The organism is Streptomyces sp. NBC_01465 (assembly GCF_036227325.1).
In the GTDB taxonomy this organism is placed as follows: domain Bacteria; phylum Actinomycetota; class Actinomycetes; order Streptomycetales; family Streptomycetaceae; genus Streptomyces.
In genome coordinates this window covers 5,684,176-5,708,668 of record NZ_CP109467.1, presented here as the reverse complement: position 1 = coordinate 5,708,668, position 24,493 = coordinate 5,684,176, and the positions used below count along the sequence as shown (strand labels likewise).

28 protein-coding genes are annotated in these 24,493 nt (G+C 71.8%); 11 read left to right on the top strand and 17 right to left on the bottom strand.

The features are described from left to right. Positions 1-2: 2 nt before the first annotated feature. Positions 3-1,262, bottom strand: coding sequence for an amidase domain-containing protein (locus OG707_RS26970; protein WP_329122692.1), 1,260 nt, complete (start codon positions 1,260-1,262; stop codon positions 3-5). Positions 1,263-1,264: 2 nt separating this feature from the next. Then, positions 1,265-1,588, bottom strand: coding sequence for a type VII secretion target (locus OG707_RS26965; protein WP_329122690.1), 324 nt, complete (start codon positions 1,586-1,588; stop codon positions 1,265-1,267). Between the two features lie 71 nt (positions 1,589-1,659). On the opposite strand from OG707_RS26965, the gene OG707_RS26960 reads away from it, so the two are divergent. From OG707_RS26960 to OG707_RS26945, 4 genes are all read left to right on the top strand, one after another. Continuing rightward, positions 1,660-2,091 carry a hypothetical protein gene (locus OG707_RS26960; protein WP_329122687.1) on the top strand — a complete coding sequence of 144 codons (432 nt, stop codon included), beginning with the start codon at positions 1,660-1,662 and terminating at the stop codon, positions 2,089-2,091. 63 nt (positions 2,092-2,154) lie between these two features. After that, entirely contained in the window at positions 2,155-2,754 is a 600-nt protein-coding gene (locus OG707_RS26955) for a winged helix-turn-helix domain-containing protein (protein ID WP_329122686.1), read from the top strand. Further along, the gene (locus tag OG707_RS26950; RefSeq protein ID WP_329122684.1) at positions 2,754-3,962 is read left to right on the top strand and encodes an MFS transporter; all 1,209 of its coding nucleotides are present in this window, start codon (positions 2,754-2,756) and stop codon (positions 3,960-3,962) included. The genes OG707_RS26955 and OG707_RS26950 overlap by 1 nt, the downstream gene beginning before the upstream one ends. Positions 3,963-3,983: 21 nt before the next feature. Next, entirely contained in the window at positions 3,984-4,643 is a 660-nt protein-coding gene (locus OG707_RS26945) for a phosphotransferase (RefSeq protein WP_329122682.1), read from the top strand. Here the strand turns inward: OG707_RS26945 and OG707_RS26940 are convergent. From OG707_RS26940 to OG707_RS26925, 4 genes are all read right to left on the bottom strand, one after another. Then, positions 4,624-5,583 carry a DUF952 domain-containing protein gene (locus OG707_RS26940; protein WP_329122681.1) on the bottom strand — a complete coding sequence of 320 codons (960 nt, stop codon included), beginning with the start codon at positions 5,581-5,583 and terminating at the stop codon, positions 4,624-4,626. The genes OG707_RS26945 and OG707_RS26940 overlap by 20 nt on opposite strands. Positions 5,584-5,640: 57 nt before the next feature. Further along, complete coding sequence (locus OG707_RS26935) at positions 5,641-7,596, bottom strand: hypothetical protein (RefSeq protein WP_329122679.1); 1,956 nt, start codon at positions 7,594-7,596, stop codon at positions 5,641-5,643. 225 nt (positions 7,597-7,821) lie between these two features. Beyond that, positions 7,822-8,310 (bottom strand): hypothetical protein, encoded by a 489-nt coding sequence (locus OG707_RS26930; protein ID WP_329122677.1) that lies wholly within the window; start codon positions 8,308-8,310, stop codon positions 7,822-7,824. Positions 8,311-8,334: 24 nt separating this feature from the next. Further along, the gene (locus tag OG707_RS26925; protein ID WP_329122675.1) at positions 8,335-9,336 is read right to left on the bottom strand and encodes an NAD-dependent epimerase/dehydratase family protein; all 1,002 of its coding nucleotides are present in this window, start codon (positions 9,334-9,336) and stop codon (positions 8,335-8,337) included. An 84-nt stretch (positions 9,337-9,420) separates the two neighbouring features. Between OG707_RS26925 and OG707_RS26920 the strand changes: the two genes are divergently transcribed. Genes OG707_RS26920 through OG707_RS26905 form a run of 4 tightly spaced genes read left to right on the top strand, consistent with a single transcriptional unit; the run spans position 9,421 to position 11,332 of the window. Beyond that, positions 9,421-9,828 carry a ribosomal maturation YjgA family protein gene (locus tag OG707_RS26920; protein WP_329122673.1) on the top strand — a complete coding sequence of 136 codons (408 nt, stop codon included), beginning with the start codon at positions 9,421-9,423 and terminating at the stop codon, positions 9,826-9,828. After that, on the top strand, positions 9,764-10,225 hold the full coding sequence (locus OG707_RS26915) for a nuclear transport factor 2 family protein (protein ID WP_329122671.1): 462 nt from the start codon (positions 9,764-9,766) through the stop codon (positions 10,223-10,225). The genes OG707_RS26920 and OG707_RS26915 overlap by 65 nt, the downstream gene beginning before the upstream one ends. A gap of 10 nt (positions 10,226-10,235) precedes the next feature. After that, a complete protein-coding gene (locus tag OG707_RS26910) occupies positions 10,236-10,661 on the top strand; it encodes a VOC family protein (protein ID WP_329122669.1) in 426 nt (141 codons plus the stop codon). A 59-nt stretch (positions 10,662-10,720) separates the two neighbouring features. Continuing rightward, positions 10,721-11,332 carry an O-methyltransferase gene (locus tag OG707_RS26905; RefSeq protein WP_329122667.1) on the top strand — a complete coding sequence of 204 codons (612 nt, stop codon included), beginning with the start codon at positions 10,721-10,723 and terminating at the stop codon, positions 11,330-11,332. On the opposite strand, the gene OG707_RS26900 is transcribed toward OG707_RS26905, so the two are convergent. Genes OG707_RS26900 through OG707_RS26885 form a run of 4 tightly spaced genes read right to left on the bottom strand, consistent with a single transcriptional unit; the run spans position 11,329 to position 15,303 of the window. Further along, the gene (locus tag OG707_RS26900) at positions 11,329-11,682 is read right to left on the bottom strand and encodes a GntR family transcriptional regulator (protein ID WP_329122665.1); all 354 of its coding nucleotides are present in this window, start codon (positions 11,680-11,682) and stop codon (positions 11,329-11,331) included. The genes OG707_RS26905 and OG707_RS26900 overlap by 4 nt on opposite strands. After that, the gene (locus OG707_RS26895) at positions 11,682-12,641 is read right to left on the bottom strand and encodes a DUF1648 domain-containing protein (RefSeq protein ID WP_329122663.1); all 960 of its coding nucleotides are present in this window, start codon (positions 12,639-12,641) and stop codon (positions 11,682-11,684) included. The genes OG707_RS26900 and OG707_RS26895 overlap by 1 nt, the downstream gene beginning before the upstream one ends. Positions 12,642-12,691: 50 nt before the next feature. After that, positions 12,692-13,327 (bottom strand): response regulator transcription factor, encoded by a 636-nt coding sequence (locus OG707_RS26890; RefSeq protein ID WP_329122661.1) that lies wholly within the window; start codon positions 13,325-13,327, stop codon positions 12,692-12,694. Then, entirely contained in the window at positions 13,315-15,303 is a 1,989-nt protein-coding gene (locus OG707_RS26885; protein WP_329122659.1) for a sensor histidine kinase, read from the bottom strand. Before OG707_RS26885 ends, OG707_RS26890 begins: the two co-directional genes overlap by 13 nt. Before the next feature lie 151 nt (positions 15,304-15,454). Here OG707_RS26885 and OG707_RS26880 point away from each other — a divergent pair, with 151 nt between their 5' ends. Beyond that, positions 15,455-16,144, top strand: a complete 690-nt coding sequence (locus tag OG707_RS26880) for a DUF4386 family protein (protein ID WP_329122657.1) — start codon at positions 15,455-15,457, stop codon at positions 16,142-16,144. Between the two features lie 71 nt (positions 16,145-16,215). On the opposite strand, the gene OG707_RS26875 is transcribed toward OG707_RS26880, so the two are convergent. Both OG707_RS26875 and OG707_RS26870 read right to left on the bottom strand, forming a co-directional pair. Continuing rightward, the gene (locus tag OG707_RS26875) at positions 16,216-16,626 is read right to left on the bottom strand and encodes a DUF6304 family protein (protein ID WP_329122655.1); all 411 of its coding nucleotides are present in this window, start codon (positions 16,624-16,626) and stop codon (positions 16,216-16,218) included. 58 nt (positions 16,627-16,684) lie between these two features. Further along, positions 16,685-17,266, bottom strand: a complete 582-nt coding sequence (locus tag OG707_RS26870; protein WP_329122652.1) for a dihydrofolate reductase family protein — start codon at positions 17,264-17,266, stop codon at positions 16,685-16,687. A 97-nt stretch (positions 17,267-17,363) separates the two neighbouring features. Between OG707_RS26870 and OG707_RS26865 the strand changes: the two genes are divergently transcribed. Beyond that, complete coding sequence (locus OG707_RS26865) at positions 17,364-17,939, top strand: TetR/AcrR family transcriptional regulator (RefSeq protein WP_329122650.1); 576 nt, start codon at positions 17,364-17,366, stop codon at positions 17,937-17,939. A gap of 1 nt (position 17,940) precedes the next feature. On the opposite strand, the gene OG707_RS26860 is transcribed toward OG707_RS26865, so the two are convergent. The 4 genes from OG707_RS26860 to OG707_RS26845 form a co-directional block, all read right to left on the bottom strand. Continuing rightward, positions 17,941-18,543 carry a GNAT family N-acetyltransferase gene (locus tag OG707_RS26860; protein WP_329122649.1) on the bottom strand — a complete coding sequence of 201 codons (603 nt, stop codon included), beginning with the start codon at positions 18,541-18,543 and terminating at the stop codon, positions 17,941-17,943. Between the two features lie 121 nt (positions 18,544-18,664). Further along, positions 18,665-18,928, bottom strand: coding sequence for a hypothetical protein (locus OG707_RS26855; RefSeq protein ID WP_329122646.1), 264 nt, complete (start codon positions 18,926-18,928; stop codon positions 18,665-18,667). A 163-nt stretch (positions 18,929-19,091) separates the two neighbouring features. Beyond that, on the bottom strand, positions 19,092-20,126 hold the full coding sequence (locus OG707_RS26850; protein ID WP_329122644.1) for a family 2 encapsulin nanocompartment cargo protein polyprenyl transferase: 1,035 nt from the start codon (positions 20,124-20,126) through the stop codon (positions 19,092-19,094). A 64-nt stretch (positions 20,127-20,190) separates the two neighbouring features. After that, the gene (locus tag OG707_RS26845; protein ID WP_329122642.1) at positions 20,191-21,597 is read right to left on the bottom strand and encodes a family 2B encapsulin nanocompartment shell protein; all 1,407 of its coding nucleotides are present in this window, start codon (positions 21,595-21,597) and stop codon (positions 20,191-20,193) included. Positions 21,598-21,724: 127 nt separating this feature from the next. Here OG707_RS26845 and OG707_RS26840 point away from each other — a divergent pair, with 127 nt between their 5' ends. Continuing rightward, complete coding sequence (locus OG707_RS26840; RefSeq protein ID WP_329122640.1) at positions 21,725-22,591, top strand: 1-aminocyclopropane-1-carboxylate deaminase/D-cysteine desulfhydrase; 867 nt, start codon at positions 21,725-21,727, stop codon at positions 22,589-22,591. Between the two features lie 281 nt (positions 22,592-22,872). Here OG707_RS26840 and OG707_RS26835 read toward each other — a convergent pair whose 3' ends face one another. Continuing rightward, positions 22,873-24,468: a Na+/H+ antiporter gene (locus tag OG707_RS26835; RefSeq protein WP_329122638.1), complete on the bottom strand. Its 1,596-nt coding sequence runs from the start codon at positions 24,466-24,468 to the stop codon at positions 22,873-22,875. Between the last annotated feature and the right edge of the window lie 25 nt (positions 24,469-24,493).

Sequence of the window (24,493 nt, the reverse complement as noted above, 5' to 3'; positions counted from 1 at the left end):
TGTCAGTACCAGTCCGGGTTCGGTCGGACGATCCGTACGTTCTGCTGTCCTTCGCCCTTCTCCGTGGCGGGGAGACGGCCTTCCAGACTGACGTTCTGGTTCGGGTCCGAGTGCTGGGTGTACTTGATCTCGCCGTCCGGCATCACCGCGGTGACGATCGCGGCGTGGTGGGTGTTGCCCTGCTCGTTGGACGCACCGGGGCCCTGCTGCTCGTAGTAGAGGATGTCGCCCGGCTTCACATCGGTGCGCGGGACCTCGTCGCCGCCGTGCTTGAGCATGAAGTTCTGCTGGTTCTCGGCGGCCGCCCAGCTGTCGGAGTAGGCGAGGCGCTTGTCGACGTTGTCGATGCCGGTGCGGTTGCCGATCATCCAGGTGTCGTCGTCCGAGGTGCCCCAGATCGACGTCTTCTCCTTCATGCCCGAGGCGTGCAGGGCGTTGGAGACGAAGTTGGTGCAGTTGTTGCCGAAGTCGGTCGGGTCGTCCTTGTCCCAGTTGTCGAGGGCGTACTGGACCATCTTCACGCGGTCGTACTTGCCGTTGCCGCGCAGATCCTTGCGCACGTCGGCCGGGATCCCGTCGAGGTTGGCGATCGCGACGGGCTCGGCGAGCTGCATCTGCCTGCGCTGCTCGGGGGTGAGGCCGTTCCACCAGTTGGCGACCGTGGTGGGGCTCGCGCCGACCGGGATGTCGGCGGCGAGCATCTTCATCTCGGTCTGCGAGGCGTGCGTCTGGAGGTCGTTGAGGGCCTTGGTGGGGTCCGTGACGCCCGTCTGGTTCGCCAGCTTCTCGAACTCCGCCGCCGCCAACTCGTCGGCGGTGGTGACCTGTTGGATCGCCTGGTTCACCAGGTCCTGCACCTGGGTGCGATACGGACCGATCTCCTCGGCCTCCATGCGGTTGTGCGGGGGCGGGGCGGTGACCGTGCCGTCGTCGGCGATCGTCAGCCCGTAGCGGCCGGCCAGTTCGACGGCCTCACGCATGGTCGAGTGGGCTGTCTCGATGGACGTGGTCATGCCGTCGGCGACCATGTGGACGGCGAGGAGGATGTCGTACGCCGCCTCCAGCTGGTTCGCCAGCTTCTCGAAGTCGTCCTTGGCGGCGGCCCCGACGGCGTCCGCCCAGTTGTCGGCGAGGGGCTTCGCACCGTACTCGCGGAGGTCCTTCGCCGCGTCAAGGCCGTACTTGGCGAGGTCGTGCCACTCCTCGGACGCGGTGTGCCAGATGCTGGGACGGGCGTTGTTGATGCCCTGGTACGACACCATGGTCAGGCCTTTCCGAGGTCGTTGAGTCCGGAGCGCAGCCGGGAGTCGGCCTCGGCGTCGGCCGCGTCGTAGCCGTCGGCGGAGTCGCGGAGGCGGGCGCTCAAGTCGCCCATTTTCTTGGCGAGTTCGACCATGCGCTCCTCCCACTTCAGGGCGCACACTTTGAGCTGGACCGGGCTCTGCCAGCCGTTGCCGTAGTGGGCTCCGTAGACCTCGTCGCTGGTGTCGAGGGAGTGGGCGAGGCGCGCCATCACCTGGCGCGACAGGGCTTCGGTGTCGGCTGCGGCGGCGCGGACGCGGGTCGTTTCTATGCTGATGTCGCTCATGGGCATCTCCCCGTGTGGATGGACCGGTGCATCCTACGGCGCAGGGGCAACAGGAGATTCAGGAGGCACCGATGAACGGGCTGGGGACGGCAGTTGGGGGCACGGGCACGCGGCAGGATCAGGACCGGGGCTGGGGGTTCTTCGCCGCGTGGGCTGTGGTGGGCGGGGGCTGTGCGCTCGCGGTGCTCACGCTGCTGTCGATCGGGATCTTCGTCCTGCCGGTCGCCGCGCTCGTCGCGCTGCTGCTGACCAGGTTCAGTGGGTGGCAGCGCGGGCTGCCGGGGCTCGTGTCGGGTCTCGGGGTGCCGCTGCTGTACGTGGCGTACCTCAACCGCGGTGGCCCGGGCACGGTGTGCACGACGTCGGGGACCGGTCAGACGTGCACGGACGAGTGGAACCCCTGGCTGTGGCTCGTGGGGGCGCTGATTCCGCTGGTGGTGGGGGTGGTGGCGATGGTGGTGGTGCGGCGTCAGGAGAGGCGGGGCGTGAGGTCCGGAGCGTAAAGCAGAAGAGTTCTTCGCGAACATCTCTTCGCAAAGGAGTCTTCTGGTTCTATCGTCGTGCCCATGACGGATCCCCTGGGCCCGCTCGCGCCCGACCCGGACCATGACATATCCCTCGATGTCGCCGCCCTGCGCGTCCTCGCCCACCCCCTGCGGTTCACGCTGCTGGGGCGGCTGAGGCAGTACGGGCCCGCCACAGCACGGCAGTTGGCGCGGTTGTACGACCTGGACTCGGGCGCCGCGAGCTACCATCTGCGGCGCCTCGCGGCCGGCGGGCTCATCGAGGAGGACACCGAGCGGGGCAACCGGCGCGACCGGTGGTGGCGCGCCGTACACCAGCAGTCCTTCCACGATCCGGGGGCGACTGCGCCCTCCGAGGAGGCGGAGAGCCGGGCCTACACGCATGCGGGGGTCCTCGCGTACGCGGACCGGCTGCGCAGGGTGGCGGGCATGGTGCCGCTGATGTCGGACGCATGGCACGGGGCGGCGATCTTCGCCGACTACACCGTGGAGCTGACGCCCGACGAACTCAACCTGATGAAGGCGGAGATCGTCGGGGTGGTGAAGAAGTACCGGGAGCGCGGGGCGAGTTCACCGGTGGGCGAGGGCGCCGCCGAGCGGGTCTCCGTACAGCTGCAGGCCTTCCCCCTGGTGGAGGAGTGATGGCGACGACGGCCACCGCCGTATACCGGGACACCAACGTCCTGCGCTGGGCGGGCGCGTACACCGCCTCGGTCACCGGCGACGTCGTCTACTTCCTCGCCCTGTCCTGGGCCGTCACCCGCACCGCGGGCCCCGCCCAGGCGGGCGCCGTGCTCGCCGCGGGGGCCGTGCCGCGCGCCGTGCTGATGCTCGGGGGCGGGGTGGTCGCGGACCGGTTCGGGGCGCGGCGGGTGGTCCTGGTCAGCGATGCCGTGCGGTGCGCGGTGGTCCTGGCGGTGGCGGCGGTGGTCTTCGCGGCCGGCGCCGAACTGTGGCTGCTGTACGCGCTGGCGGTCGTCTTCGGCACCGTGGACGCGCTGTTCATGCCGGCCGTGGGCGCCCTGCCGCCGCAGCTCGCGCCGCGCGACCAGCTCGCCCGCGTCCAGGGCATGCGCGCGCTGGCGGTACGGCTCAGCAACGCGGTGGGGCCGCTGATCGCCGGTGTGGTGCTGGGAGTCGGCGGGGCGTCGGCCGCGCTCGCGGGCGCGGGGCTGCTCTTCGGCGGCTCGCTGGTCCTGCTCCTCGGGGTACGAGTGAAGCCGCTGCCGGTACGGGACGCGGGGGCCACCCCCTGGGAGGACTTCCACGACGGCCTGCGCCACCTCAGGAGCAACCGCCGCCTCACCCGCCTGGTGATCGTGATCGGACTCGGCGAGATGTGCTTCAGCGGCCCGGTGGCGGCGGGCCTGGTCATGCTGACCGACGAACGGCACTGGGGCGCGGGCGTGTTGGCGGCGATCCTGGCCGCGTTCTCGGTGGGCGGCGCGGTCTCGGCGCTGGCGCTGACGGCCGCGCACCGCATCCCGTACGCCGGTCTCGCCCTCACCGCCTCCCTGCTGCTCACCGCGGTCCTCACCGTCGCGATCGGCCGCATCCCGTCGGCGGTGGTCGCGGTGGCGCTGGGCGCGCTGATGGGGCTGGCGAGCGGAACGGCGATGGTGATCGGTAACGCCCTGCTCCAGAAGGAGACCGACTCCCGCTACCTGGGCCGCGTCTCCTCGGTGACGGCCCTGTGCACACTCGGCCTGAGCCCGCTCCTGTTCCCGCTGGCCGGGGTGGTCGCGGCGGAGTGGGGTACGGCGGTGTTCTTCGCGGGGTGCGGGGCGGTGTGCCTGGCGGCGGCGGGGGTCGCGCTCTCGGTGCGTACGCTGCGGACCGCCCGGCTGTGAACCTCCGGTAGTTTCACCGCCATGCCGTCAGACGATCTGCTGGGTTCCGGGCGCAATGCCGATGTGTACGCGCTCGACGAGGGGTGGGTGCTGCGGCGCTACCGCGACGGGATGGACGCCACGGCGGAGGCGTCGGTGATGCCGTACCTGCGCGAACACGGCTACCCCGTACCTGCCGTACGGTCGGCGGACGGTCCTGAGCTGGTGATGCAGCGGCTGTACGGGCCGACGATGCTGACCGCGCTCCTCGAAGGATCGCTCACCGCCGACGAAGGGGCGGCGATGCTGGGCGGCCTCCTTGAGCAGCTGCACGCAGTGCCGGCGCGGTTGTCGGACGATCCTGCGGTACGGATCCTCCATCTGGACCTGCACCCGGACAATGTGATGCTCACGCCGGAGGGGCCGGTGGTGATCGACTGGTCCAACACGGCTGAGGGATCACCGGAGTTGGACTGGGCGATCTCGGCGCTCATCCTGGCCCAGGTGGCCGTGGGCGACCATCCGCCGGAGCTCGCGGAGGGCGCCCGCGCCGGGCTGGCCGCGCTGCTGAAGGGGCGCGAGGGCCCCGGCGATCTGGCGGGGGCCAGGGCGATGCGGGCGGCCAACCCGACCATGACGGCACGGGAGTTGGAGCAGCTCGACGAGGCGGTGGAGCTGGTGCTCAGCGCGGTCCGGGACTGAACGGGCCGAACGGACCGATGGGGGCCGGGTCCCCGTGCAGCTCCGTGTCGGCGGGACCGACGGCGAAGCGCGTGAAGCGGACCTGGAGCCCTTCGCGCTGCGGCGAGCAGCAGAAGGGGCCCGCGGAGGCGGTGGCGTCCGGGTCGAGCGGGGCGAGGCGGACCATGCGCCAGGGTCCGTCCTCGCAGCGGGCCCGGACGGTGACCGCGTCGCCGGAGCGGCTGGCGCGCACGGTGACGCGGCGGCCCGACCAGTCGGGGACGGGGGCCATGGACCAGTCCGAGCGGTCGTCGCGGGTGACGACGGCACCCAAGTGCGGTGCGGAGTCGGTGATTTCGATGCCCGACTTGATCCAGCCGCTCTCGTCGACGCGGACCATGACGCCGGCCTGGTCGTAGAGCTCGGCGAAGCTCCCGGTGTCGAAGGTGACCTCGACGGCGGATCCGGCGGGCAGATCGGTGAGGAGGGCGTGGCCGTCGTCGTGGACGAAGCCGTAACTGGTGGTGCGCCAGAAGTCGGTCTTGTCGCGGGTCGTGACGAGGAGGCTGTCGCCGTCGCGCTCGGCGGCGAGGGGCGGGTTGAGGGGAAGGGCGTCGTCCCAGTCGAGGAGGTAACCGCCGTTCCAGGGCTGGACCTTGACGACGGCGTCGACGGGGACGGGTCCGTAGATGTGGGGGAAGTCGTCGGCGCCGGGGGCCGGGGGCTCGTAGCGCAGGGGCGCGGTGAGGCGGTCGCTGTCGATGGTGAGGAGGACGAGGTCGTCGGGGCAGGTCCCGTCCCCGTAGAGGAAGCCCGCGACGGCGACGACCTGCCGGCGCAGCGAGGTGTGGATGAAGCCCTCCTCCTGGAGGGTGCGGCCGCGGGTGGACATCTCGTACGTACCGGAGGCGAGGGCGGCGTCCCACAGGGCGCGCTCGGTGAGGTGCAGGAGGGATGTCATGGGGTCACGCTAGCCGGGCGGGGCGGGGCCCTTCGGCTCTCCGCCCCGCTCCGGCTTCTAGCCCCGGCGTCGTAGCCCTGCGACGAGGAGAACCCCGACGCCGATGAAGCACATCGCGGCGAGGGCCAGGGCGCCCAGCGGGTGGTCGCCGGTTCCCGTGTCGGGCAGCGTGCCGGAGTGCGGTCCGGGTGCCGGCTCCACCGGCGCATCGGAGGACGGGGCCGGCGTGGGGGTCGGTGACGGGGTGGGGGCGGCCGTGACGAGCACGGTCTCCGCGGGCAGGCCGAGGCCGTGGCCGACCGGTACCTCGCCGCCGGTGAGGGCGTCGTGGGTGACTTCGGCGTCGAAGCTGTAGCAGCCGGGGGCGGGGAGTCGTACGGGCTCGGTGGCGTACGTGGTGTTCGAGCGGATGACCAGCGGGGCGAGCCGGGCTGCGACCGGGGGCTGAGGGGTGGCCCAGTCCAGGCCGTCGCAGGTGCCGTCGGCGGCGGGCGAGAGGGGTCCGTACAAGGTGACCGCGGCGGTCAGCGTGCGGTTCGGCGGGAGTCCGGCGACGGTGACGCGGTCGCGGACATCGGCTCCTGCCGGCACGGTGCTCTGCGTCGCCTGCGTGGTGACCGACAGGACCGGCGGGACGACGCGCGGCTGGACCTGGAACGACTCATGGGGCTCACCCGGGGCGAAGGAGACGTCGTCTCCGGTCGCCGGGTCGAGGACGGCGCCGAAGGAGTAGCAGCCCGGTGTGTCCATCTGCCGCTCGGGGGTGGCCGTGCGCCCCGCCCCGGTCAGTGCCACGGGGTCGTAGCGGTGGTCGACGGGCGGTGTTCCGGTCCAGTCGACGCCGTCGCAGGCACCGTCCACGGCAGGCAGTGGCCCGTACAGCGTGGTGGTGAGAGTCGCGTCGCCGGTGAGCCCGGAGACGATCAGGGTGTCGGTGACGGAGTCGCCCGCGGTGAGCGTCTGCGCGGAGACCTCACTGGTCATGCGCGGCGGGTCACCGGGCTCGATGTCGATGGTGACCGCAGACTTCGCCTGCAGGGGAAGGGGTTGGGTCAGCATCATCGACTGCACGCGGTGGGCGGGGTCTCCCACCATGAGGGTTCCGGTCGGGGCGGTCACAGGTCCGGTGGCGGACAGCCGGGCGGACGCCTTGGCGGCGGCGCGAATCCACAACTGCCCGCCGGGGGCGACTGTTTCTCCGCTGGTGAAGGGCTGCGTTCCGGCGGCGTCGGTGAAGGCGTCCGCGTTCTCGACGGTCACGGTGACGGGGCCGGTCGCGTTGGCGCCGATCGTGTACGGACCGATCAGCTGGTTCGTGGCGCCGCCGGACGGGCCTTCGATCGTGGGCGTGGGATCGGCGGCCGCCGGGGCGGGGCCTGCGGCCAGGACGTCGTCGACGATCTTGCGTACGACGTCGTAGAGCGCCTTGTCCTGGTAGTCGGGCGGCATGACGATGCCGTCCGTGAAGTAGTGGACGGCCATGGCGACCGTCCCGGACCGCTGCCGGTTGGCGACCGTCGCGTTGGCCGACGGCACCGCGGGTTCGTTCGTCGCGGGCCAGTAGTTCTCCAGGATGCGCTGGACATAGCCCAGGTTGTGGGCCCGGCTCGGCGGTTCGGGGTCGTAGCCGGTGCCGGTGCGCTGGCCCTGGGCCCACTCCACGCAGTACGCGGAGCCGACGACGGTCGTGCCCGTGGCGTCACGGAAGTTGTACCGGCAGGAGTTGGTGCCGTTGGTCCGCGTGAAGTCGAGGCTCGCCGGGTCGTAGCCGAACTCCGGGTAGGCGTGCGCCGCGGGGTCGAAGGACTCGGGGGCCGCGTACGGCTTGGGCTGGGTGTCGCGGACGCCCACCTCGATGCAGCCGTTCGTGCCCCACTGCACGGCCGCGAAGGGAGCGGAAGGCGGCACCTCGTCGGCCGCGGCGGGCGGTTGGCCCAGGCCTCCCCAGGTGACGAGCAGCCCGAGCATCAGCGTCAGCACCGCGACGGACGAGACAGGACGTGAACGAGTCATACGGCAGCCCCTGACAAAAATATGCTTGCCATGACAATCCGTCAGATCTTGTCGCGTCGGGCCCCGTCCACGCCGGGCACGTGCCGGATGTCCCCTGGATGCCTCAACCCGTCAGGCGCCTCACGCGTGACCGGACGGAGGTGGGCATGCTGGGGAGGCTCGTCGGGCGGCGGGCTCGTACGGACGGTGGTGCAGCGTGGCCGGGGAAGCCGCGCGACCGGGAACCTAGCCGGCTCGGCTGATGCGGTCGACGGCCCGCAGGACCTCGTCCCGATGGTGCGCCCGCTTGATCCAGGCGGGCAGGCGCGCCAACAGGGTCATCGTGTGCCCGGTGTCGTTCCGGGGCGCCCGTTCGCGGAGCCGCGCTTCGACGAACCCCCGGATCAGCGCCAAGTGCTCCCGGTTGTACGCCCACACCCAGCCGTGGCGCGTGCGCGCCTGGAGCCGGAGCGGGAGGTGGAAGTACGGGTCCGTCTCCGGAGCGGAGGCGGAGTTGCCGTACGACACGCACCTGCCGCTCCAGGTCCGCGCCAGACCGCACGCGCGGCAGACCAGCTTGCGCGGTACGAACATGGCGCGCCCGCTCCGGTCCCCGCTGTCGGCAACCGGCTCGATGTACGCGGCCTCCGCGCACCTCGGGCAGGTCACCAGGATCTGCCCGAGGTAGTCGTAGAGCGTCGCTCGCGGGTCGCGGAAGCGCGGGGCTGCGGGCATACGGGCAGTATGCGCCGGGGCAGTTCAGCCCCGCAGCACCTTTTCCTCCACCTCCGGGTCCAGGCCCACCGTCGGCCGGTCCGGGCGTTGCGGGGCCTCTCCGCCCAGCGACCGCAGCCAGGTCCAGGTGTCCGCCACCGTCTCCTCCACCGGCCGGCAACTCAGGCCCGCAGCAAGCGCCTTGGAGACATCGCCGCAGTGCATCATGTCGTGCATCTCGCCGCCCGGCGGCATCCAGATCGGGAGATCCATCCACGGCTCGATGCCCGCCGCAAGGATCGGTTCCGGGGCCGTCCAGCGCAGGTCGGCGGGGGCCGCTGCCGTGGAGGCCGTCGCCGCGACGCAGGCCTCCAGGAGCTCGCCCATCGTGGTGTGGCCCGGTGCGCTCACCGCGTTGTACGCGCCCGACAGGCCCTCCGCCGCCGCGTCCAGCACCCACGTCGCCAGGTCGCGGGCGTCGACGTACTGGAGCGGGAGGTCGCGCGGGCCGGGGGCCAGGACCGGGCCGCCGCGGGCGATGCGGTTCAGCCACCACGGGAGGCGGCCGATGTTCTCGTACGGGCCGATGATCAGGCCCGCCCTGGCGAGCAGCGCGCGGTCGCCGAAGGACTCCAGGACCGCGAGCTCGCCGCCGCGCTTGGCCTCCGCGTACGGGACTTCGCCCGTCAGGCCCGGGTCCGACTCGACCACCGGGCCCGTCTCGTCGAGGCCCGCGGCGGTCGGCCAGACGTAGACGGAGCGGCTGGAGATGTACGTGTAGTGGCCGGCCCGCGCCGTGAGGAGGCGGGCGGATTCCCGTACGACCGAGGGCGCCGCCGACCAGGTGTCGACCACCAGGTCCCAGGACCCCTCGGCCAGGGCGGCGAGTCCGTCGGGGGTCGTGCGGTCGCCGTGCAGGGCGGTGACGCCGGGCGGGGACGGCTTGTTGCCCCGGTGGAAGACCGTGACGTCCCAGCCGCGGGCGAGGGCGTCCTCCGCCACGGCGCGGCCCACGAATTCCGTACCGCCGAGAATCAGTAGCTTCATGGCCGCCACCCTGCCCCGGCAGGAGCGGTCGCGACAGGCGGGAACGCTGTCAGCGGAATTCGCCCAGTGCGTAAGGTGCCTGGAATGAGCAGACGGTGGTGGGCGCTCGGCGGCGCGGTGGTGACCGTCGGGGCGGGGCTCGGGGTGCGGGCGTGGGGCGGCGGGGACTTCGCGAAGTACGCGGGGGACGCCCTCTACACGGTGATGGTGTGCGCCGTGGTGGTCGTCGTGGCGCCCCGGCTGCGGACCGGCGTCGCCGCGGGCATCGCGCTGGGATTCAGCTGGGCCGTCGAGTTGTTGCAGATCGTGGGGATCCCGGCTGTCCTGCAGCCGCTCCTCGGGTCGACCTTCAACGCACCGGACCTGTTCTGGTACGCCGTGGGGGCGGGCCTGTGCTGGTGCGTCGGAGCGATGAGGGGATGGGGTCATGAAGACACGGAAAGCGGCTCAACGGTTCGTGCGGGTATGGGAGTCGGAGTGGAAGAGCGGTGACGTCGCCGCCATCTCGAAGCTGTACGCGGACGACTGTGTCCACCGGTCCATGCCCTTCCGCGCCCTGCACCGCGGCCGCGCCGAGATCGCCGCGTACATCGAGTGGTCCTTCGCGAGCGAGCGCGCGCTCGACGTCCGCTTCGGACAGCCCCTGGTGACCGACGACGGGGTGGCCGTCGCCGAGTTCCGGGTGCTGATGGAGAAGGAGGGGCGTCCTTCCACCCTGGCGGGGTGCGTGTTCGTACGGTTCAGGGAGTCGGACGGACTCGCGGTGGAGAGCCGCGACTACTGGCACAGCACGCCCCGCCACCAGGCGCCGGAGGGGCCGCTCGGCCTGGGACAGGAGCCGGAGCGACGATCTGTAATCCGGTCCCGCCCGGACGGGGCGAGCGACTAGATTCGGGGCCATGAGTGATGTGCTGGAGGCGCCGTACACGCGCCTGCTCGTCGACCGGTTCGCCGAGACCTTCCGCTTCTACCGGAACGTGCTTCCGGAGCTCACCGGCGCGAAACTCGCCGGTGGCAACGAGGCTTCGGGATACGCGAGTTGGGATCTGGACGGGCGTACGGTCTTCGCCCTCTTCGGCCGGGGACACATGGCGGCAGCCCTCGGAACCGCCCAACTCCCCCCAGGAGCAGGGGCACAGGACCACTTCTCCGTCGTCGTACACCTCGCCGACCATGCGGCCCTGGACCGCGCGGTCACCCGCTGCACGGAAGCCGGAGCCGAACTCGTGGCGCCCGCGCAGGACAGGCCGCAGTGGGGGCCGACCCTGCGGACGGCCCATCTCCGCGACCCGGACGGGCACTTGATCGAGCTGCAGACCTACTGAAGCTGAAGCTGAAGACGGAACGGAAGGGCATCGCGATGTACGACTTCGACCATGCACCCATGCCAGAACAGCCCCCGGTCCTCGCCGCCCTGCGCGCCGCCGCCGCGGACGCCGGTTTCACCATGTCCTGCGAGGACCGCACCGGAGCCTTCCTCGCCGCGCTCGCCGCGGAAGTCCCGGCCGGCGGCCGCATCCTCGAACTCGGCACGGGGGTGGGCGAGGGTTCGGCGTGGCTGCTCAGCGGGGCGGCCGCGGAGGGCGTGGAGCTGGTCAGCGTCGAGCTCGACGAGGACGTGCAGGCCGTCGCCCGCAAGCATCTGGGGGACGACCCCCGGGTGACCTTCGTGGCCGGGGACGGCGGGGCGTGGCTCGAGGCGTACCGCGGGGAGTCCTTCGACCTGATCTTCGCCGACACCTGGCCGGGCAAATTCACGCACCTGGACGCGGCGTTGAAGCTGGTCAAGCCGCACGGCACGTACGTGATCGACGACCTCTACACCCAGCCGAACTGGCCCGACGGTCATGCGGCCGAGGTCGAGCGGCTGCTGCGCGAGCTCTTCGCGCGGCGCGACTTCACCTGCGTACGGATGGGGCAGAGGGGCCTCTCCTCCGGGGTCCTGACCGCCGAGCGGTCGCGGGGCGGCGGAGGCGGCGGTCGCAAGGGGCGTTAGAGCGCGGCCCGCACCAACGACACGACCTCCTCCTCGCTGAGGCCCAACTCGCGGGCCTCGGCTGCGAGTTCGCGTACGCGCTCCAGGAGGCGAGCCCGGCCGGCCGGGGCCGCCCCGTCCACGACGACCGCGCCGCGGCCCCGGCGCAGTTCGATCAGGCCCTCCTCGCGGAGCTGCTGGTAGCCGCGGAGGACCGTGTGGACGTTGACGCCGAGGGTGTCGGCCAGGACGCGGGCGGCCGGGAGCCGTTCGCCCGCGTCCAGGGTGGAGTCGGCGAGCGCGCCCCGTACGCAGGCGGCGATCTGGTCGCCCAGGGGGGTGGCGGAGGTGGGGTCGACACGGAAGAGCATCAGGGCCTCGCCCGGTGACGGTCGCGGTCGGCGAGGGTGTTGAGGAGGGCCGCGGCCTCGGCGGCACCGTCGACGGTGACCACGAAGTCGCGTCCGCCGGTGCGCCGTACGACGAGCGCGTCGCCGGAGCGGAGGATGATCCCGGTGGCGCCGGGGCGCACGCGCAGGCCCCAACCCCAGAATTCCGTCAGGGCGTTGAGATTCCGGTGGGACGCCTCCTCGACCCGCGAGAGCGGCACCCTGATGCGCGGCCAGGGCAGCCACCCGGTGGTGACCGCGAGCCCCCGGCGGTCCACGGTGACGTACGGGCGGGCGAAGAGCAGCACCAGGAAGCCGATGACGAGCGCCGGGAGCGCGGACACCCAGCCCGCCACGGCCCAGACGACGACCCCGACGGCGAACAGCGTTGCTGCGGCGGCGAGCACCCGCCAGGAGTCGATGCGCCGCGCCCAGCCCGCGATCTCCCCGTCGGCCAGGTCGACTCGGGGCGTGGCGGCAGGAGTTGAAGCGGCGGGGTCCGGCATCGGTACGTACCGTACGAGCAGGAGCCCGACCCCCGTCGCGAGGGCCGCCGCCCCGAAGGCCGCCGCCAGGTTCCACAGCGGCATGCGGGCGGGGGTGTGCAGATTGGCCCGGAGCGTGGCGTCCATCAGGTACCCGAGGAATGCGGCCAGGCCCCAGGCGGCGCCGATCAGGGCCTTGAGCCCTCCGGCGGGCTGGCCGCGGCGGAGCGTGACGGCCGGCCAGAGTGCGGCGAGGGCGAACAGGATCAGCGAGAGCGTGACGACGAAGGGGGTCGTCGCGGTGTGGCCGTTGGGCGTTCCCGTGCCGGTGAAATGCGTGGCCAGGCGGTTGGGCAGCCGGTCACGCAGGGCCGCCCAGGCGATCAGGTCGAGGGCGAGAGCGAGCAGGAAGGGCAGTGCGACCACTGCCGTCAGTCGGGTCCGTGCATGCTTCATGACAACCTCCATTGTTCGCATACTACTAGAACAATCAGAGGTCCGTGAGATCAGGTCGACGTCAGATACGCCAGCACCGCCAGCACCCGCCTGTTGTGCTCCTCCCCCGTCGCCAGCCCCAACTTGCCGAGGATGGAGCCCACATGGGTCTCCACCGTCCGCTCGGTCAGCCACAGCCGCCGCGCGATCCCCAGGTTCGTCCGCCCCTCGGCCATCAGCGACAGCACCTCCGCCTCGCGCGGCGTCAGCGTGGCCAGGGGATCGCGCCGCGCCCCGAGCATCCGGGCCACCACCTCCGGGTCGAGCGCGGAGCCGCCCGCCGCGACCCTGCGCAGCGCCTCCAGGAAGTCGTCCACGTCGAAGACGCGGTCCTTGAGGAGGTAGCCGAAGCCGCCCTGCGCGACCAGTTCCATCGCGTTGCGCGTCTCGATGTGCTGGGAGAGCAGCACGATGCCCAGGTCCGGGAACTCCTCCCGTACGCGCCGCGCCGCACGCGCCCCGTCGTCGGTGAGGTCCGGCGGCATCCGGATGTCGATGACGGCCAGGTCGGGGCGCGTCTCGGAGACGGCGGCGACCAGCGCGGGGGCGTCCGCGGCCCGGCCCACGATCTCGTGGCCGGCGTCCGCGAGGAGCCGCGCGAGACCCTCCCTGAACAGGGCGGAGTCCTCACCGATCACGATGCGCACGGCAGCACCGCCTCCACAACCGTCCCGCTACCGGCCGCACTTGAGACCGAGAGGATCCCGCCGAGCGCCGCGACCCGGTCGGCGAGGCCCGCCAGCCCGGACCCGGGGCGCACGCCCGCACCGCCGCAGCCGTCGTCCTCGACGGCGATACGGATGGACTCGCCCTCGTCCTGCACGCGCAGCCCGATCCGGCCGGCGCCCGCGTGCTTGACGGCGTTGGCGACGGCCTCGCTGGCGACGTAGTACGCGGTCGTCGCGACCTCGTCGGGCAGCTCGGGGCGCTCCAGTCGCCAGTCGAGGGCGATCGGGGCGCGGGCGGAGAGCGCTTCGAGGGCGGGGCCGAGGCCGTCGTCGAGGGAGGAGGGGCGCAGCCCGTGCGCGAGTTCCCTCAACTCCGCGACCGCCGTGCCCAGTTCGGCGACGGCCTGGTCGAGGAGTCCGTCCATGTCGACGCTGTCGTCGTCGAGGTGGCGCTGGGCGAGGCGCAGCGCCATGCCGAGGGTGACGAGTCGCTGTTGGGCGCCGTCGTGCAAGTCCCGTTCCAGGCGGGCGCGTTCGCGGTATCCGGCGCGGAGCATCCGGGCACGGCTCGCCTCGACCTCGCCGAGGGCGCGCCCGACCTCCATGCGCAGCCGTACGGTCTCCACGAGCAGCACGCAGGCGGCGGCCACCTCGCGCGGGCAGTCGCCCCCGGCGACGATCCCGATCGGGCGCCCCGCGAGCCGCACCGGGACGGACCCGGTCACCAACTCGCCGTCCACGTCACGGAATTCGTCGGATCCGGGCAACAGATAGCCGACCCGCAGCCCCGGCTCGCGCAGCGCCTCGCGCAGGACGGACTCCAGCTGTTCGGGGCGCGCCCGCCCTTCGTGGACCTCGCGCTCCAGGGTGTCCAGGGAGGCAAGGGCCGCCTGCCGTACGGGGAAGAGCCGCCGGTCGACCCTGCGCCGCACCCGGTTCTTGACCGGTACGAGGGCCGCCGCGACCAGCGCGGTGAGCGCGGCCGCCGTCACCGCGCTGCCCCGCCCGACGGCGAACCCGCCGGCGAAGGACACCGCCGAGTAGACGGCCAGGAGGCCCGCGGTGACCACGCCCCAGGTGGCGACGGCGCTGGCGGCGCGGTCCACGTCGTAGAGGTCGTGCCGCAGCAGCGCCAGGGTGGTGAGCGCGGGCACCCCGGCGTACAGCGCGATGAGTCCGGCCCAGATCAGCACGCCGACCTCGCCCCACAGGAGGTAGTCGGCCCAGCAGCACAGCAGGGTCCCGGGCAGCGCGAGCGCGCCGAGCGCGAACCACTTCACCTGGGCCCGCTCGACGGCCCCGGCGGCCCGGTAGCGGCCGCGCATGACCAGGACGGAGAGGACGAGCAGGGCCATCATCAGGCCGAGCGGGACCAGGGCGGTCCAGGCGTAGGCGGCGGGCAGGGTGGGGAGCGGGTGGCCGTAGTCCTCGAAGGGCGGTTCGTACGGGGTCGGGTCGAGCATCGCCAGCACATCGAAGACGACGGGCACGACGAGGATCCCGCCGAGGACCCACCGCGCCCGGCGTCCGGCGGGCAGCCGCCCGTCGGGGAAGAGCAGGACGAGGAGCATCACGGGGACGTACCAGAGGGTCCACCAGCCCGAGGTGAGCTGGTGCAGCAACTCGGCGCCGGGGAGGGGCCGCCCGCGGGCAAGGCCGGCCCCCGCGTAGGTGTCGAGGCCGATGATCAGCGGCGGCACGAGCCCGGTGAGGGCGAGCAGCGCCCCGACGGGGTTGCGGGGCCGCCGCCGCGCGACGAAGAGCCCGAGCGCGAGGGAGACGCCGCCGATGACGGCGGCCCCGGCGAAGAGCAGGGAGTCCCCGGCGGCGGGCGAGGGCCGGACGGTCACCAGCACGACGGAGACGACGCACACCACTCCGACGGCGACCAGCGCGACACCGCCGGCGACTCGTCGCGGCCAGACACCGGCCCTGCTCTGCTCCTGTGCCTTCATGCGCTCACGGTAGGGGCGCGGTCACCCTTCGCGGTATCCGTGGCAGCACGCAGACTTCTCCCGTACCCGCCCGGATGTGGCACCAACTCCCCCACCGCCACAGTGCTGTGACAGAGCCTCAGCCACGAGTCCACCGATCCGGGAGACCCCGATGACCGACACCAAGCACCTCGCCGCCCCTGTCACCGCCGCCCCGCTCGCGGCCGGTCTGCGCACCCTCGCCACCGCCGCGCTCGGCGTCGTCGCGGTCGGCTCCGTCGTGAACGCGCTGTTCGCGGTCCTGACTCCGGGCGGCGACCCGCACAACGGGTTCAGCTACGGCGACGCGGCCGGCCACCGCGACCGCTTCTGGGCGATGTTCGCGTACGGCGGGCCGCTCTACGCCCTGTTCTGCGTCGGCCTCGCCTTCGCGGTCCTCGTCCTGGTGCGGCAGCGCGGGGCGGCGCTCGCCCGCATCGGTTCGGTGCTCCTGATCGTCTCGGGGGCACTGGTCAGCTCGGGCTTCGGAGGCGTCGGCGTGCTGTACGGGTACGCCACGAACTCCGCGGCCCTGCCCACCGCTTCGGGCCACAGCTTCGTCGCGTACATCAACGACCACACCGACCTCTACACCAACGTCCTGGCGCCCAGCGCACTCGCCCAGATCGTCGGCTCGGTGCTCGTCTGCATCGCGCTCTTCCGGGCACGCTCGGTCCCGCGCTGGCTGTCCGCGCTGTTCATCGTCGGGATGCTGCTGAGCTTCGCCATCTCCAGCGGCGCCGCCGGGTTCGTCGCGGCACTGCCCTCCGCGGTCGCGACCGTGGCGATCGCCTGGTACGCCCGCGAGCGCACCACGGCCTGACCAGCACCGCACGGGGGCGGCCCCGCACCGGAGGGGGATCCGGTGCGGGGCCGACGCATGCCGTCGTACGTCTACGCGTGCACGGTGAACGGCGCCTGGAGCGAGGCGCCCGGCGGGAGTTGCTCCTGGATCAGGGCGAGTGCTGCCCCGAAGTCGCCGTCGTTGTTCCCGGCGGAGTACCCCGCGCCGCCGTAGTGCAGGGTCACGCCGAGGTCGGTGTCGGGCCGCCGCAGCGCCAGCAGGCAGCTGAGGGTGGCCCGGTGCACCTCGCCGCCGGTGTCCAGGACCGGCAGCGGCATGTCCCACTCGAGGACGCAGTCGCCGAGCGCCGCCCCCTCGGCAGGGGCCAGCGCGTCGAAGGAGTCGCCCACGTACTCAACACCCCTGATCCGGGTGTGCAGTTGCCGCCCCTCGACCGTGATCACGAAGGCTTCCGATCCATGGCGGTCCCGGTACCAGCCGGCCCACGACTGTGCTGTCATGACCCGGACCTTAGCGCTGTCACCAGCCCCCCGTCACAAGGAGTGACCAAGTCCGGAATTACCGCTTCCTGGCGTACTTCGTCACGATCGTCCCGTTGTCGAAGGTCCGTACGTCGTCCAACTCGAAGTCCACGACGCCGAATTCGGCCGAGAAGAGCGGAATGCCCGCCCCGATGACGATCGGATACACCTTGATGACCAACTCGTCGATCTCCGGAAGAAGTTGGGCGGCCAGGTCGGCCCCGCCCGCGAGATAGATCCCGAGCCCGCCCTCCTCCGCCTTGAGCTCCTTCACGGCGCTCAGCACATCGCCGGAGATCATCTCGACGGCGGGGTCGGGGCTCTCGGCGATGGAGCGCGAGACCACGTACTGGCGCAGATGCGCGTACGGGCTCGTCACTCCCATGTCCAGCGCCGCAGCATAGGTACCGCGCCCCTGGATGATCGTGTCGAAGTGGGTGTTGGGTGCGTCGTCGACCCCGAAGTGACCGCGCACATGCGTCGGCAGGCACTCCGGATAGGTGCCGATCAGGAAGTCCTTCAGGAAGGGCTCGCCGAGCGGGTAGAAGTCATAGGCCCCGGAGGGCGCCGCGATGAAACCGTCGATGGAGGCACCGACGTAATACGTGAGCTTGCGCAAACCGGCCTCTTTGGTCTCGGGGATGTGGCCGTCCGTGAACCACGACAGCTATAGTGCTCCACGTGTAGTGGTTGCGCAAGAGCTTCAGGAGAGAGTCATGGCCCGAAATCCGGAACGCAGGACCGCACTTGTCGACGCGGCGATCGACGTACTCGCCCAGGAAGGAGCGCGCGGCCTCACCTTCCGGGCGGTCGACGCCTGCGCCGGCGTCCCCGCCGGCACCGCGTCAAACTACTTCGCCAGCCGCGACGATCTGCTGACCCAGGCCGGACGCCATATCCACGTACGGATGACGCCCGACCCCGCGGAGGTCGCCGAAGCCCTGCGCCCCGGACCTTCGCGCGCACTCGTCACCAGCCTCATGCAGTGGCTCGTGCAGCGCATGGAGAAGGAGCGCAACGGCTATCTGGCGCTCATCGAGCTCCGCCTGGAAGCCACCCGCTGGCCCGCCCTGCGCGCCGAACTGACCGTCGCCCTGCAGACGGTCCTCGACGCCAACATCGCGTTCCATCTGGCCTCGGGCATGCCGGGCGACGCCGAGACCGTACGGCTGCTGTACGTCTCCATGACGGGCCTCCTCGTCGAACACCTCACCCTGCCCGGCCTGTTGGGCGAGGACTCCACCGCCCGCCTGGTCGAGGCTCTGGTCGAAAGGATCGTCCCGGAGGGGTAGTTCAGCCCTGCGGCTCCTGCGGCTCGCGCCACATCGGCCACATCTGCGGCCCGTCGGGAAGCTGCACCGTCCTGCCCATGAAGGCGAACCCGAGCCGCTCGTACAGCACCCGGCTGCGCGCGCTGCTCGCCTCCAGATAGGCGGGCGTTCCCTCGCGGTCGCAGCGCTCCAGGACGGGCGCCATCAGTGCGGTCCCCAGCCCCTCCCCCTGCCGCTCCGGGCTCACCCCGATCATGAGCAGATACGTGTGGGCCCGGTCGTGCGGATGGACGGCGCCCATCAACCGGCCCACCAGCTCGGCCCGTTCGTTCTCCGGATCGGCCGTCTCGCGCATCAGGGCCGGGACCTCGTCCTCGCCCTCCGGCTCACCCGCGGGCACCTCCAGCCACAGGGCCATCGCGGACCCGTCCTCGGTGAGGTCGACCCGGCCCTCGGCGAGGGTGATGTCGATGAAGACCCCGAGGAACTTCCCGTGCACCGCCCGCCGGTGCGCCTCGTCGGGGAAGACCCACCCGCTCACCGGGTCCTGCTGGAACGCACTGTCCAGCAGTTCCACGAGCGCCTCGCGGTCGCCCTCGCCCGCCTGCCGTATCGCCACACCCATGTCCCGTGCCCCTCTCGTCCGTCCGCTCAACCGGCGGGCACGATCTTAGAGTTGGGGGCGGAACGCCGTGTGTCCCGGCGCGGGATCCGCGCCGGGACACACGAGACCTTCGACGCGCGGGTCAGCCGCCGAGCGCGCTGAGACTGCTCTTCGGGTCGGCCGTGGTCGACGCCTTGGCGAGCACGGTGTCGGCGACCGTCCCGACCTGCTTCGTGGTGCGGTCCAGGTCCACCGGGTTGTTCACCTTGGACTTCACCGGGGTCTCGACGCTGGTCAGGGCGTCGGCGGCGTCCGGAACCCCGTCGGCGTACGCGACCGAGGGGGCGGCCAGGGCGAGGAACGCGGCGGCAGCGGCGGCGCCGAGGGTGTGACGGGCAGTGGGCACGGGCGGAGATCCTTCCGGAAACGGGACGTCGATCGCGGGCAGTTCTACAGCCCGCCGCCGCACCGCGTACCGCATGAGCCCTGTCGTGGGCGCGCCGGACCCACTGTCCCCTCATCGGCCCGTCCGGAAATCGGCTGAGCGACTACGGCCCGGCGCCCGCGGCTCAGTGGTTCCGCCGCGTCACGAACTCCGCCAGGGACAGCAGCCCTCCCGCCGCCGTGAGGTCGGGGACAGCGCGCGACAGATGGTGCACCGCCCGGGACATTCGGTCGGCCGCCTGCATCTGCGCCCAGTCGCGGCCGCCCGCCCGCTCCACGGCCTCGGTCGCGGACCTTATGGCAGCGGCGTTCATCGGCCCCCGGTAGAGCCCCTCCAGTTCGGCCGCGGCGGGCGTCCCCGAGGACAGGGCGGCGACCACCGGCAGCGACTTCTTGTGCGCGGCCAGATCCGCACCGGCCGGCTTCCCCGTCTGGGCGGGGTCGCCCCAGATCCCGATGAGGTCGTCGATCAGCTGGAAGGCGAGCCCCGCCTCCCGCCCGAACGCGTCCATGGCGTCGACCACTTCGGTGTCCGCCCCCGCGTACAGCGCACCCAGCGCGCACGCACAGCCGAGCAGCGCCCCGGTCTTGGCCTCCGCCATCGTCAGGCACTCCTCCAGCGTGACGTCGCCCCGGTCCTCGAAGGCGCAGTCCGCCTGCTGGCCGGCGCAGAGCTCGATGACGCACGCGGCGAGACGCTCCGAGGCCGCCCGGGAGGCCGGGTGCGCATCCTCGGCGAGCAGCCGCAGCGCGAGTGCGTGCAGTGCGTCACCGGCGATGATCGCGTCCGGTATGCCGAAGACCGTCCAGGCGGTGGGCCGGTGTCTGCGGGTGGGGTCCTGGTCGATCACGTCGTCGTGCAGCAGGGTGAAGTTGTGCACCAGCTCCACGGCGGCGGCCGCCCGTACGGCAGGCTCCGTGTCCCCGCCCAGGGCCTGCGTCGCGGCGAGCACCAGCGCGGGCCTGATCGCCTTGCCCGCCTGTCCCGCAGCCGGGGTGCCGTCGGGCAGCTCCCAGCCGAAGTGGTACATCGCGATACGGCGCAGGGAGCCCGGCAGGGTCTCGACGGTGGACCTGAGCCGGGGGTTGACCGCGATCCGGGTCCGCTCCAGCAGAGCGGCGGCCTCGTGACCCTCGGTCGCGGAATGTGCAGTGATCACACCCGTTCACCTTCCTTACGGGGTGCGGGCCCGGGGCAGCGGCCCCGGGCCCGCGACCGCCCACTCAGCGCCAGCGACTGACCTCGACGTTCTCCAGCACGCCCAGCGCGTCCGGTACCAGGATCGCCGCCGAGTAGTAGGCCGTCACCAGGTAGGAGATGATCGCCTGCTCGTCGATGCCCATGAAGCGCACCGAGAGGCTCGGTTCGATCTCGTCGGGGATCCCCGCCTGCTGCAGACCGATGACACCCTGCTCGGCCTCGCCCGTACGCATACAGATGATCGAGGTGGTCCGGGCGTCGGTGATCGGGATCTTGTTGCAGGGGAAGATCGGCACCCCGCGCCAGGCGGGCACATGGTGCCCCGCCACCTCGATGCTGTCGGGGTAGAGCCCGCGCTTGTTGCACTCCCGCCCGAAGGCCGCGATGGCGCGCGGATGCGCGAGGATCATCTTCGACCCGCGCCTGCGCGACAGCAGTTCGTCCATGTCGTCGGGGCCGGGCGCCCCGTCGTGCGGCTGCAGCCGCTGGCTGTAGTCGGCGTTGTTCAGCAGCCCGAACTCACGGTTGTTGATGAGCTCGTGCTCCTGGCGCTCGCGCAGCGCCTCGACCGTGAGCCGCAACTGCTGCTCGGTCTGGTTCATGGGCTGGTTGTAGAGGTCGGCGATACGGCTGTGCACCTTCAGCACCGTCTGCGCGACGCTCAGTTCGTACTCGCGCGGCGCCGCGTCGTAGTCCACGAACGTGTGCGGTACGACGGCCTCGCCCACATGCCCGGCGGAGAGGTCGATCGCCGCCTCGCCGTACTTGTTGGTCCGCTGCTCGGGGACGAAGGCGAGCCCGGCCAGATGGTCCCGGAGCGAACCCGCGCGCTCGGCCAGGTTCAGCACATCGGCCCGGGTCAGCTCCAGGACCGTACAGGCGGTGGCGGCGCGGGCGGTGTACTCCCAGGTGGAGTCCGCGTCCACGAGCGCCTGGTCGCCCAGGTACGAGCCGTCGGCGAGCACCCCGAGCACGTTCTCACCGCCGTACTGCCCGGCGCCCAGCTTCTCCACCCTGCCGTGCGCGAGCAGGAACACCCGGTCGTTGGCCGTCCCCGCCTCGGCCATCACCTCCCCTGCCGCGAACTCCCGCTGCGCGCACCGCTGTGCGAGCTCCTGGAGCGCGGACTGGTCCTCGTAGTCCCGCAGCGCGGGCAGCTCGCCCAGCTCGGCGGGGATGACCGCGACCCGGTCGCCGGTCTGCACGAACGTCACGCGTCCGTCGCCCACGGAGTAACTCAGCCGGCGGTTCACCCGGTACGTACCGCCCTGCACCTGCACCCACGGCAGCATCCGCAGCAGCCACCGCGAGGTGATCTCCTGCATCTGCGGCGCGGACTTGGTGGTGGTCGCCAAGTTCCGCGCCGCCGCCGTCCCCAGACTCTGCTGGGACGGGGCCTGCTGCTCGCGGATCTCTTCGCCAACCGACATCTGACTCCCTCTCGATCAAGCGCTGACCTGCGTCCGCGAGCCTTCCACTACGGGGTGTCGCCGCGCCATTACACAAACGGAGGAGACTGTTTGGCGCTGGGCGGGGAAGGGCGGCGACAATCCCCCCATGTCCCCGGAACCACTTCGACCACTCCGCCCCCGCCTCCCGTCCCCGCTCCAGCAGGTCACGGACGGCCGGTTTGACCGCCACGGAGTCGAACTGCTCCTGAAACGGGACGACTTGATCCACCCGGACCTCACGGGCAACAAGTGGCGCAAGCTGTCCCCCAACCTCACGGCCGCGGCGGGCCGCCCCCTGCTGACCTTCGGCGGCGCGTACTCCAACCACTTGCGCGCGACGGCGGCCGCGGGCCGCCTGCTGGGCTTCGGGACGATCGGTGTCGTACGGGGGGACGAGCTGGCGGACCGCCCTCTGAACCCGTCGCTGGCGCGGTGCGCGGCGGACGGGATGCGACTGGTGTTCGTGGACCGCACGACGTACCGGGCGAAGACGGTCCCGCCGGAGTTCGCGGACGCGTACGTCGTCCCCGAGGGCGGCAGCAACTCCCTTGCGGTGCACGGCTGTACGGAGCTGGGCCGCGAGCTCCGGGGGGCGGCGGACGTGGTGGGGGTGGCCGTGGGGACGGGGGGAACGGTGGCGGGCCTGGCGGGCGGTCTGGCGCCCGGGCAGCGGGCGATCGGCATCCCGGTACTGAAGGGAGGCTTCCTGGGCGAGGAGGTACGCCGCCTGCAGCGGGAGGCGTTCGGGGCACCGACGGGGAACTGGACGCTGGACGACCGGTTCCACGAGGGGGGTTATGCGCGCGCGACGCCTGAACTGGAGGCGTTCGCAGGGGACTTCGAGGAGCGCCACGGAATCGCTCTGGAGCGGATCTACGTGGCGAAGATGCTGCGGGGTCTGCTGACACTGACGGAGGAGGGCGCGTTCCCCCGGGGCACGAGGCTGGCAGCGGTGATCACTGGACGCCCGTGAGGAGTTCCCCCACCCCGCCCCTTCCCGAAACTCGGGGCGTCGCCCCAAGACCCCACCGGGGCTCCGCCCCGGACCCCGCCTGGTTTTGCGCCTAAGCCGGCGCCGCTCTCGCGGAGGTGGTTGGCCTGGGTGTGGGTTCCTCAATGGCCGCTTGCGGTCCGTTCCGATGCGACACCGGGGCAAATCCAGCCCGTCAAGGGGGTCCCCCCTGCTCGAGCGAAGCCGAGAGCTTGGGGGAGATTGAGGACACGCGGCCGAAGGTCGCGTACGGGGGCGCGCCCCTAATCCGCCGCCTCCCGGTACGCCGCCGCCTCCTCCAGGTCCAGCCGCCGCAGCAGCGTCCGCAGCATCTCGTCGTCGATCCGCCGCCCGTCCCGCAGCTCCACGAACACCGCCCGCTCCGCCTCGATCATCTCCCGAGCCAGCCGCCGGTACGTCTCGTCCGCGCTCTCCCCCGTCACCGCGTTCACCGCCCCCAGCCGCTCCCACACCGCGTTGCGCCGCCGCTCCAGGACCGTACGCAGCCGGTCCGCCAGCGGCTGCGGCAGCGCGTTCTCCTCGTCCGCGAGCAGCACATCCAGACGCTCCTCCGCCGCCCGCGACGCCTCGCTCTGCGCCTGCGCCTCGGCCAGCGTCTCGGCATGGGCATCGCGCCCCGGGATCTTCAGCAGCCGGATCAGCGGCGGCAGCGTCAGCCCCTGCACCACCAGGGTCCCGATCACGGTCGTGAACGTAAGGAAAAGCACCAGGTTCCGCGCCGGGAAGTCCTCCCCGTCCACCGTCAGCGGGATCGAGAAGGCAATGGCCAGCGAGACCACGCCCCGCATCCCGGCCCACCCCACGATCAGCGGGGCCTTCCAGTCCGTGTCGGGCTCGCGCTCACGGATGCGCTCCGACAGCACCCGCGGCAGGAAGGTCGCCGGGTACACCCACACGAACCGCACCGCCACCACCAGCACGAAGACGGCCACCGCGTACCACCCGGCGACCCACCCCTCGTACTCCCCGAGCCCCTTCAGCACGAACCGCAACTGCAGCCCGATGAGCGCGAAGACGACCGACTCCAGGATGAAGGAGACCATCTTCCACACGGCCTCCTCCTGGAGCCGCGTCGCGAAGTCGACCTGCCACGACCGGTGCCCCAGATACAGCGCCACCACCACAACCGCCAGCACCCCGGACGCATGCACATGCTCGGCCGCCGCGTACGCGACGAACGGGATCAGCAGCGACAGCGTGTTCTGCAGCAGGGCTTCCTTCAGATGCGTACGCAGCCAGTGCAGCGGCACCATCAGGATCAGCCCGACCCCCACACCCCCCACGGCCGCCAGCGCGAACTCCTCGATCCCGCCCGCCCAGCTGGCCCCTTCCCCCACCGCGGCCGCGAGCGCCACCTTGTACGCGGTGATGGCCGTCGCGTCGTTCACCAGTGATTCGCCCTGCAGGATCGTCGTGATCCGCGAAGGCAGCCCCACCTTCCGCGCGATCGCCGTCGCCGCCACCGCGTCCGGCGGCGCGATGACGGCGCCCAGCACCAATGCAGCAGTCAGCGGCAGATCGGGAATGAGCAGATACGCCAGCCACCCCACGGCCAGCGTCGCGAAGAGCACGTACCCCACCGAAAGCAGCGCCACGGGCCGGAAATTGGCCCGCAAGTCCAGATACGAGGAATCGACCGCGGCCGTGTAGAGCAGCGGCGGCAGCACCAGCGGCAGCACGATCCCGGGATCGAGCGTGTACTCGGGCACCCCCGGCACATACGCGGCGATCAGCCCCACCGCGACCAGCATCAGCGGCGCGGGCACCGGCGTCCGCCGCGCCACCCCCGCCACGATGGCGCTTCCCGCCACCAGTGCCACCAGCGGCAATGCATCCATAGACCTGCCCGCCCTCACACACCAG

Coding starts and splice junctions, on each gene's coding strand:
- OG707_RS26970 (WP_329122692.1), bottom strand. CDS start 1,262: ATGGTGTCGTACCAGGGCATCAACAACGCCCGTCCCAGCATCTGGCAC.
- OG707_RS26965 (WP_329122690.1), bottom strand. CDS start 1,588: ATGAGCGACATCAGCATAGAAACGACCCGCGTCCGCGCCGCCGCAGCC.
- OG707_RS26960 (WP_329122687.1), top strand. CDS start 1,660: ATGAACGGGCTGGGGACGGCAGTTGGGGGCACGGGCACGCGGCAGGAT.
- OG707_RS26955 (WP_329122686.1), top strand. CDS start 2,155: ATGACGGATCCCCTGGGCCCGCTCGCGCCCGACCCGGACCATGACATA.
- OG707_RS26950 (WP_329122684.1), top strand. CDS start 2,754: ATGGCGACGACGGCCACCGCCGTATACCGGGACACCAACGTCCTGCGC.
- OG707_RS26945 (WP_329122682.1), top strand. CDS start 3,984: ATGCCGTCAGACGATCTGCTGGGTTCCGGGCGCAATGCCGATGTGTAC.
- OG707_RS26940 (WP_329122681.1), bottom strand. CDS start 5,583: ATGACATCCCTCCTGCACCTCACCGAGCGCGCCCTGTGGGACGCCGCC.
- OG707_RS26935 (WP_329122679.1), bottom strand. CDS start 7,596: ATGACTCGTTCACGTCCTGTCTCGTCCGTCGCGGTGCTGACGCTGATG.
- OG707_RS26930 (WP_329122677.1), bottom strand. CDS start 8,310: ATGCCCGCAGCCCCGCGCTTCCGCGACCCGCGAGCGACGCTCTACGAC.
- OG707_RS26925 (WP_329122675.1), bottom strand. CDS start 9,336: ATGAAGCTACTGATTCTCGGCGGTACGGAATTCGTGGGCCGCGCCGTG.
- OG707_RS26920 (WP_329122673.1), top strand. CDS start 9,421: ATGAGCAGACGGTGGTGGGCGCTCGGCGGCGCGGTGGTGACCGTCGGG.
- OG707_RS26915 (WP_329122671.1), top strand. CDS start 9,764: ATGAAGACACGGAAAGCGGCTCAACGGTTCGTGCGGGTATGGGAGTCG.
- OG707_RS26910 (WP_329122669.1), top strand. CDS start 10,236: ATGAGTGATGTGCTGGAGGCGCCGTACACGCGCCTGCTCGTCGACCGG.
- OG707_RS26905 (WP_329122667.1), top strand. CDS start 10,721: ATGCCAGAACAGCCCCCGGTCCTCGCCGCCCTGCGCGCCGCCGCCGCG.
- OG707_RS26900 (WP_329122665.1), bottom strand. CDS start 11,682: ATGCTCTTCCGTGTCGACCCCACCTCCGCCACCCCCCTGGGCGACCAG.
- OG707_RS26895 (WP_329122663.1), bottom strand. CDS start 12,641: ATGAAGCATGCACGGACCCGACTGACGGCAGTGGTCGCACTGCCCTTC.
- OG707_RS26885 (WP_329122659.1), bottom strand. CDS start 15,303: ATGAAGGCACAGGAGCAGAGCAGGGCCGGTGTCTGGCCGCGACGAGTC.
- OG707_RS26880 (WP_329122657.1), top strand. CDS start 15,455: ATGACCGACACCAAGCACCTCGCCGCCCCTGTCACCGCCGCCCCGCTC.
- OG707_RS26875 (WP_329122655.1), bottom strand. CDS start 16,626: ATGACAGCACAGTCGTGGGCCGGCTGGTACCGGGACCGCCATGGATCG.
- OG707_RS26865 (WP_329122650.1), top strand. CDS start 17,364: ATGGCCCGAAATCCGGAACGCAGGACCGCACTTGTCGACGCGGCGATC.
- OG707_RS26860 (WP_329122649.1), bottom strand. CDS start 18,543: ATGGGTGTGGCGATACGGCAGGCGGGCGAGGGCGACCGCGAGGCGCTC.
- OG707_RS26845 (WP_329122642.1), bottom strand. CDS start 21,597: ATGTCGGTTGGCGAAGAGATCCGCGAGCAGCAGGCCCCGTCCCAGCAG.
- OG707_RS26840 (WP_329122640.1), top strand. CDS start 21,725: ATGTCCCCGGAACCACTTCGACCACTCCGCCCCCGCCTCCCGTCCCCG.
- OG707_RS26835 (WP_329122638.1), bottom strand. CDS start 24,468: ATGGATGCATTGCCGCTGGTGGCACTGGTGGCGGGAAGCGCCATCGTG.